Origin of the sequence: Moorena sp. SIO4G3, from assembly GCF_010692305.1 — a bacterium.
GTDB lineage: Bacteria > Cyanobacteriota > Cyanobacteriia > Cyanobacteriales > Coleofasciculaceae > Moorena > Moorena producens_A.
In genome coordinates, this window is record NZ_JAAHIG010000395.1 from 1 (window position 1) to 7836 (window position 7836).

The 7836-nt window shown below is 43.6% G+C and carries 9 protein-coding genes and 1 pseudogene; 5 read left to right on the forward strand and 5 right to left on the reverse strand.

Translation table 11 applies throughout. The annotated features are described in order from the left end of the window. Positions 1–471: 471 nt before the first annotated feature. Complete coding sequence (locus F6J99_RS37720) at positions 472–957, reverse strand: photosystem I reaction center protein subunit XI (protein ID WP_198954299.1); 486 nt, start codon at positions 955–957, stop codon at positions 472–474. Positions 958–2022: 1065 nt separating this feature from the next. Between F6J99_RS37720 and F6J99_RS37725 the strand changes: the two genes are divergently transcribed. Together F6J99_RS37725 and F6J99_RS37730 are read left to right on the forward strand one after the other, a co-directional pair. Further along, positions 2023–2220, forward strand: coding sequence for a hypothetical protein (locus tag F6J99_RS37725; protein WP_149031017.1), 198 nt, complete (start codon positions 2023–2025; stop codon positions 2218–2220). 106 nt (positions 2221–2326) lie between these two features. Further along, positions 2327–2446, forward strand: coding sequence for a photosystem I reaction center subunit VIII (locus F6J99_RS37730; protein ID WP_071986957.1), 120 nt, complete (start codon positions 2327–2329; stop codon positions 2444–2446). Positions 2447–2571: 125 nt separating this feature from the next. Here the strand turns inward: F6J99_RS37730 and F6J99_RS37735 are convergent, their stop codons facing one another. Together F6J99_RS37735 and F6J99_RS37740 are read right to left on the reverse strand one after the other, a co-directional pair. Further along, positions 2572–3822, reverse strand: a complete 1251-nt coding sequence (locus tag F6J99_RS37735) for a HEAT repeat domain-containing protein (protein ID WP_293120989.1) — start codon at positions 3820–3822, stop codon at positions 2572–2574. A gap of 94 nt (positions 3823–3916) precedes the next feature. After that, the gene (locus tag F6J99_RS37740) at positions 3917–4321 is read right to left on the reverse strand and encodes an NIL domain-containing protein (protein ID WP_293120991.1); all 405 of its coding nucleotides are present in this window, start codon (positions 4319–4321) and stop codon (positions 3917–3919) included. Between the two features lie 410 nt (positions 4322–4731). Here F6J99_RS37740 and F6J99_RS37745 point away from each other — a divergent pair, with 410 nt between their 5' ends. Together F6J99_RS37745 and F6J99_RS37750 are read left to right on the forward strand one after the other, a co-directional pair. Further along, complete coding sequence (locus tag F6J99_RS37745) at positions 4732–5340, forward strand: thioredoxin family protein (protein ID WP_070393358.1); 609 nt, start codon at positions 4732–4734, stop codon at positions 5338–5340. A gap of 192 nt (positions 5341–5532) precedes the next feature. Continuing rightward, positions 5533–6144, forward strand: coding sequence for a DUF2062 domain-containing protein (locus F6J99_RS37750; protein ID WP_293120994.1), 612 nt, complete (start codon positions 5533–5535; stop codon positions 6142–6144). Positions 6145–6166: 22 nt separating this feature from the next. On the opposite strand, the gene dndE is transcribed toward F6J99_RS37750, so the two are convergent. Then, a complete protein-coding gene (gene dndE, locus F6J99_RS37755; protein WP_293120996.1) occupies positions 6167–6562 on the reverse strand; it encodes a DNA sulfur modification protein DndE in 396 nt (131 codons plus the stop codon). Positions 6563–6920: 358 nt separating this feature from the next. Between dndE and F6J99_RS37760 the strand changes: the two genes are divergently transcribed. Then, the gene (locus tag F6J99_RS37760) at positions 6921–7451 is read left to right on the forward strand and encodes a hypothetical protein (RefSeq protein ID WP_293120998.1); all 531 of its coding nucleotides are present in this window, start codon (positions 6921–6923) and stop codon (positions 7449–7451) included. Between the two features lie 150 nt (positions 7452–7601). On the opposite strand, the pseudogene F6J99_RS37765 reads toward F6J99_RS37760, so the two are convergent. Next, positions 7602–7836: pseudogene (locus tag F6J99_RS37765) on the reverse strand (DNA sulfur modification protein DndD); the annotation flags it as partial.

Consider the following 7836-nt stretch of genomic DNA (forward strand, 5'->3'; position numbering starts at 1 on the left):
AGGAGGCTCCTACTTAGAACGAGCCGCACACTACTTTAAGGTCAATAAGTTACGGGTCTCTCTCCCGGCTCAGCCATCGCCAAAGGCGACGCTACGCGAACGGTTTTTCAGCCTGTACCCTATACTTTAATTATACTATGGCGCTATAAAAGTGTCAACTAAAAGCCGTCCTAGAAGGACGGGGCGCGATTACCCAAAATTTTTGGTAAAGAAATCCTCGATGACTAGAAAAAAGGAGTTATCACAGCCCAACCATGGGTCGTGCCTTCCCGTAGCAGTTCAATGCTCGCGCATTGCAAAGGAGTTCCTTCCTAACAAGGAACATCCCTCTTTTCCTGAAATCTATCTCTTTGGTGGGGTGCCAACAAGAGAATATGGTGATTTAACTAAGTGTCAGTCACCTTACTCTCTTGCTTAGCTATCGGCTTTCGCCTCCGCTGCGCGATCAGAAACTCTTGTCTCCAGTCAGAGTTAAGAAGACCATACTCCACTAGCAATCTTTTGCAGTGGCGCTAGATGAGGTGTCTGGCATAGGAAATAGGCGAAAAATGCCCCGCCACAAGCACCAAGCAAGAAACCACTGGCAAATTCACTCCAGCCTTCTTTAGTTCCTAAGTCTTCTGGTGGATTGGGTGTGGTCAATGTTGCCTTAGGTTTGCCGGAGCCAGCCGCTCCATAAATAGATAAAGCAACTGTCAGAAGAGCCACTAAGCCAACTGTTGCCAGTAAACCAGCTGTGCTGGCATAGTCTGTCCCACGTAACGGACCTAGTAAGGCAAACGGTCCATACAGAAAGTAGCCATGAGCCATACCAACTTCTAGACCCCGGCGATTGGCTGAGAGGCCTTTACGGTAGGCTGGCAAGTTGTTGATGAAAGCTTTTGTGAAAGCAGAGGAATTAATTGGGGTGGCTAGATTACCCACTTGGGGATCTCCACCATGGTCAATTACATCCATCGTCATTGTAAATTTATCTCCTTAAAAATCGGATAAACCCCTTGAGTAATCATACTTTAGGGGGGAGAAAAGGAACTGAAAGAATCAGCACGAGTAATCTTTGCTGAGAAGTGCATCCTCTCGTAACGGATTATACGAGATATTGTTCTTTTTTCTAACCTTCTTAGTCTATGGCAACAATTTTAGCTTTAGTTCTTTACGGTAATATCACCTTTGCCAAACCATTGTAATAACCTAAAACCAACGGTTTTGATGACTAACCCCCTTTCAGCCTATTCGGTTTTTGTAATAAAAATTAATTAAATTTTGTAAAGAATTTCGGGGAAGTTTTGTTAAAAATCTTAATAATTATCCGACTGCCATAAACTTTCCAGTAATCTGAGCCATTGAAGAAACTGAGTCGTTGGTATAAGGGCGGGTTGGGATAACCCCTGCCATGCTCCGAGGTGAAACGGGAAGTTAACCCAAATTGACGGGAGTTGTGTGCTTTTGTCTAGGTCAACCAGAGATGTTGATGTCAATAGAGGAATGGCAGACTGATTAGAATTGACGCCATCAAAGACTCAGCAAGGCCAGAAGCAACTATCAGGTTTTTGCCACAGGTTGTCTCGGAAATTCCGAGGTAGATCAAGGTATTTCATAGTCGTGAACCATGATAGGATTAACTTGTCGAAAAAATCGATAAGCACCTACACAGAATTAATTACCTACTCCAAATTTCTGTAACCCTTACCCTGCAAGGCTTTGAGTTTTGGAAAATGTGCCATTAATTTTGTTTACCTGCTTAGCTTCCTCCGCTGGGCATGCCCCACAACGAACATGCGCAGCATGAGTGTGGTCAGAAGTTCCCGCAAAAAGAGTGGAGCCAAAATAGTTGGCAGTCTGTGAGTTAAGGGTTAAATCTTTTTGTAGTAAGGCTCCACTCTTTTAAGGTTTCATCTCCGGGATGAATCGCGGAGCATTAACTCGCTATAAACAGCCTGAAAAACGTTATACTAAAAATAGTAGGGAAAACAAATTAAGAGCTAACCGCCACCTACGTGCTTAAAAATAGAACTTATTGTATTGTTCCGGCGCGGAGGGGCATCCCGTGTCGTTAATAAAGCTTGCCGAGTATCCGTTCGCGCAGCGTCGGCGAAAGCCGATACCGTTGGGTGGAGTTGGCAAGAAGCCCACACTGTAATCTCTGATAAGCGTGTGGGAGTATGTCACAGCAAAGCCCAGGCTTGGCAGTGTAAGACCGACACTTACTTCGGTAGGTAGAGTCTTGCTTGAGATCAAACCCGCAACCAACACCATACCTAATTGGGTTGGTGTGGTTAAAGGTTCAACTTGTTACTGTATTAATTGGCAAATAGGAAAATAAGATATGACAGGCGCATACGCAGCTTCTTTTTTACCAACGATGCTAGTCCCCTTCATAGGCTTAGTTATGCCTACTGTAGTTTTGGGACTTTTGTTTATCCACATTGAAAGCGACGCTGACTAAACTAACTAGAAGTCCTGCACGATACCAGCACCCTTTTGTCAAGGGAGTATGGGTGAGAGTGGGACTCAATCATGGGGGTTGACTCCCGAGAAAGGGTCATCAATCCCCACATCCCTATAGTTTTGCTATGCTTTTGGATTAGAGCACTCGTTAAGGCTTAGAGGCTTTACAGTCTTCTTAGCAGGTTTGGGCGATTGAGTTCGCCGATAACTCTTAAACTGACTAATCCCAGCACTGGCAGATTTAACCACATCACTATCTGGATCCCTTAATGCCCTTTCAAGTAAGGGTATAACTTTTTCAGATTTAATATTACTCAGGGCTTCAACAGCAGACTGTCGCACAGATGCTTGGGGGTCTTGAATCAATTTTCCGATCAGCGGTATGGCCTGTTGAATTTCGGCTCTGAGTCCTTGAGCAGCAGCAATTTTACCCAAAGCTGATGCAATTGATCCACGAATAAGGCTTTCAGGATGATTGATGTAGTTACTTAACTGGGGAATATCGCTGGCTTGAGCATAATTTCCCAAAGCAGTTATGGTTTCATCCAAGTCTTGATCAATTTGGCTGGGCTGATCAGTAATACTTGGGGTTTCTGTCACCATTGGTTGCTCTGGCTGACTCGGCTCAGGCAATATTTCGTCCTCCAAGTCTTGATCAATTTGGCTGGGCTGATCAGTAATACTTGGGGTTTCTGTCAGCATTGGTTGCTCTGGCTGACTCGAATCAGCCAATATTTCGTCCTCGACCACTTCTTGAGGCTCGTCTTGATTTGTTTCTGCCTCTTCTAATAATTCGACTAATTCATTACCAGTTTCCGCTGAAGTTTTCTCCGTTTCATCTAGGTTATTCACCTCGTCTGGTATTGGGGATTTATGAGCTTGTTCTAATTCAGCAATTTTTTGATGGGCTAACTCTAAATCAGCCTGATATTTCGCTTCCAAAGATTGCAGCTCGTTGCGAAAATTAGATTCAAGTTCTTCCTTTAACTCATGGGTAGCTTGTGTCAATTGCTCTTGATATCTGGCTTCCGAGGATTGAACACTTTCGAGAAGACTAGCATCAAGTTGTTGCTTCAGCTCATTAGTGCTTTGGGTTAACTGAGCCTGATAATTTTCCTGTAAAGATTGGACAGGAGCAGCAGCGCTAGACTCTGCCTGATCTTTGACTTCGGCAATTTTCTGATTTAACTGCTCTCGATAACTTTCTTGCAGAGCTTGAGAACTTTGTTGTATCCTAGCCTCATACTTATTTTGAAAAACTTCTAATTTTCTGTCGGTTTGTTCGGAGAGAAAATCCAGTTTATTTTGCAGTATAAAAAATACGATTGCCCCAACAACGGCTGCTGCAAGTAATGCTACAAGAATTGGTATCATGAGGGCTCCTCTTGGGGTTGATATTTAGTTGATTTTATCTGAAAGTGTGCCTGAAAACAGGGTTGTTGGGCAATAGCTTAAGGCGTCTGAAATCTTAAAAATTTGTAGAAATGGCCTGAACAGGGCAAGTGGGGATACACTGCTCACAGACAATGCAACGCGATCGCTTAAATTTCAATCGGAATGTCTCTGGCTCAAGACTAAGGGCTTGAGTGGGACAAACCCCAGTACATAAGCCACAATCGACACAACTATTCTCATCAATCAAAATCTCGCGACTTAGCAGGGAAACATCAATGTTTTGCGATCGCATCCACTCAATCGCAGCATCTAACTCATCAATGTCGCCAGATAACTCTAGCACAAGTTTGCCGATTTGATTGGGAGCGACTTGGGCCCGGATGATATTAGCAGCCACATTGAAATCCTTTGCCAGTCGGTAAGCCACCGGCATCTGAATCGCCCGTCGGGGAAAGGTCAGGGTTACCCGTTTTTTCATTGTGATTTGTCAAACTTTATCAGTACAGGAGTAAAAATAAACCTAACATTCCCACTCGTTAACAGTTAACACTCAACAGTCAGCCGTCAACCGTCAACAAAAAAACGTTTTAATCTCATTTACTTCTATGTTGCTCAGAACTTACGCCCCAAACCGTACTATTGCCGGACATTATAACGATAAACCGGGTTTTAACTGAGATCTTGCACCATTGTCATTAATCGTAGGGTGGGCAGTGCCTACCAACGCGGTTTGTAAGCTTCATTATCTGTCTGCTGCACTGCCCACCCTACATGAACCTATTGCCGGACATTATAACGATAAACCGGGTTTTAAGGCTGTTGGTGCCTAAGTGCTCTTGTTGTAAAATGTAAACAATTATAAAGTTATAGCAAGAAAGTTTTAGCAAGATGGCTATTAATTCACCAGACTCAACTACACCATCCTCCTCCCCTTCAGTACCCACTAGTGGCAGCCGGATCAGAAACTTTTTAATTGCCCTAGTAGCGATCGCACTGGGTATTGCCCTATTCTTGGGATTAAAAACTGAGACTAGTCTCGGTTCTTTGGAAGCCCAAGCTGAAGCATCTACCCCTCTAGAGGTGGCACTGAGCAATGGCAAGCCAACCTTGATGGAGTTTTATGCCAACTGGTGTACCAGCTGTCAAGCCATGGCAAAGGATTTGGGTGAACTGAAACAGCAGTATAAAAGCAAAGTCAATTTTGTCATGCTGAATGTGGATAACACCAAGTGGTTACCAGAACTGGTCAAGTATCGAGTAGATGGTATTCCTCATTTTGTATATTTTGATGAAGCCAGCACAGTGATCGCCCAAACTATTGGAGAACAACCCCATCAAGTACTCGAAGCTAACTTAGATGCCATAGTAACCCATGTGCCATTACCTTATAGCCAAGCTAGTGGTACGGTTTCGGATATTGACGATTCCCTGTCAATTACAATAACTAGTCAAGATGATCCTCGTAGCCATGGCAGTCAGGTAAAAGGCACAAGGTAAAAGGCACAAGGTATAAGGAAGCTTACATAGAATTTATTGAGATTTTTGCAGCTTTATTTCCCTCTTTGCCCTTTGGCTTTCGCCCTTGAAGCTAATTTTCCGCTACAGTAAGTAAAGATTACCTGCTGAGTAATAATCTACCCCAAAATAATCTGCCCCAGTTGCTAGAGGGTTGCTGATTGATTTGCGAAAATGTCTAGAAAATTCCTGTCAAGCTACCCACAGCCTTTACCCTCAGCCACCAAACCCCTTGATCTAGGTAAACGAAAGTCAATCAGACCGAGGGGAAATTTTAGACGACGCCTAAAATACATATATTGGCGCTTACTTCGTATGCAAGGACAACCAGAAGCGATCGCACGAGGTTTAGCATGTGGTGTGTTTGCTGGGTTCTTTCCCCTGTTTGGTCTCCAGTTAATTATAGGGATTTTGCTGGCGGTACTCTTGCGAGGGAACAAAATAGCTGCTACTGCTGGAACTTGGATTAGTAATCCCTTGACTTATGTACCGATTTTTGCATTCAACTTTCACGTGGGTGAATGGCTACTGAATCAGGATGAATTGGCTAATGTGAGTTTCCAATCTTGGCAGGAATTTAGAGAATTGGGGTCAGAAATTGTCCTAACCTTATTTGTTGGTTGTTTCGCGGTTGGGTTGGTCTGTGCTGTGGTTAGTTATTGGTTGAGTGTAAAGCTGATCTATCGATTGCGGACAAATAGTTCCTTGCAGCATCAGAAAAAGCGATATTCTGAAAAAGCTGCTACGGGAAGGCACCGCATTGACCACTATAGTGCTAACTCGTAAGTCCTGAGTAAAACTTGACACTTCATTCTTCATCCTTGATAACACCCAGGGCAATTAAATCCTCAATTTTTTTAATAGTGGTATCCCCTGCTAAGTAACCAATACCTCGATGAAGGTGCAGGCGACACTGATTCGCTAGATTTTCTTGATCCAAAGTTAAGCCATCGTTATGGCAGCGTTGTTTGAGAGCAATCAGGAGCAGATCAGCCATATCTCCTGCCATGACGCTCCAGGTGAGTTCGAGGTTACTATCCGCAGGTATGGGAACCGGGGAGGGCATTGTCGGTTCAGCGAGGGAACGGCAGATTGCCCAGCGGCAAAGGACATTCCACTGAGGGATTTTGGTTTGACGTTTGAGTTTAATGAGTTGGTCTTTGGCAGTTTGGGAAAGTGTGATTTGGTTTATTGGCGGTTGCATGAAGAAATTAATGAACTCAGGTTTACTGTTTATGAAAAACTACTTTAGTATTTGCCCAAAGTGGTGATAGTTTGGCAACTTTAATTGATGTATAACTATAGCAATCTTAAGGTCAGAATTTAGCTATCAGTACTCAGCAGTTAGTAGAACTTTTAGCGTTGCTGATTCTGGGTATGGTTTCGCCCCCCTAGCCCCCCAATTCTGGGGGGAAAAAACTGTCAAAGTCCCCCAGGATTGGGGGATTTAGGGGGCTTTAATAAAACCAGATGATCGCGCATTCATTCCTTAATTCAGCAACGCCGAACTTTTTAGGACAAATTGGCGTCTTTGATAGCAAATAGCGATAAAATTAACAAGCATGTACATTCGTAAAACTGTCTTCGCCATTGCCCTATTGATTAGCCCGTTATTGATTACTGCTTGCGGCTATAATGAGACAAAAGAGTTAGTAGAAGAAGCACACTTACTGTCAAAACCTCTTACCATCCGGGCAATACTAGATAAAGACCAACCAATTACTGCTGGGGAAACTGTCGAATTCGCTTTTAAACCTGTTGGTGACCCTGTCGAGATCTTAGAGCCGATTCCGTTGAGAATGACTCTCTACCTACCAGATGGTAGCCAAGAACAGTTTATGGTCGATTTGCAAAGTCCAGTTGTCTATTACCCTTGTGATCCTATACCAGGGGAAGACGATTCTTGTAACTATCCGAGGGTGGGTTTGGATCCTACGGCGGATCCTAGTCAGCCCTATCAACCAGGCCCTAGCATTACCTTGGAGCAAGAAGGAGAATACAGGATTACGTTAGACCCTGTCCTAGAAGTAGTGCAAGACAAATTGCATGGGCAATCAACAACATTTATGGTCAAGTCGCTTCGCTCCAATTAAAAATTCAAAATTATTAATTCAAAATGATTCGGACAATTCTATATTTTTAATTTTTAATTCCCCGGGGGGCTTCCAGAATTAATTAATTCAAAATTTCTGATTTTCTTTATTTTGAAGTTTTAATTTTGAATTTTGAATTACCCAAAGGGGTCATGCCGTGACCTGTTCTGAGTAGAAGTAACCTGATTCCACGGTTGTCCGATGTTTAGTTGGGTCATAATTTAGGAGATACTGTTGTGCGATCGCATCAGCGTCTCGTAATTGTTGAGCTTCGACCTTACCAATTTCCGTATCTGTAGACAGCAGAATCACCTGATGGGAGGCGGCGGGGAAGTAACGTTCCACTAGGTTGCTGCGATGGGAGGAGTCCAATCGTCCGAGGGGA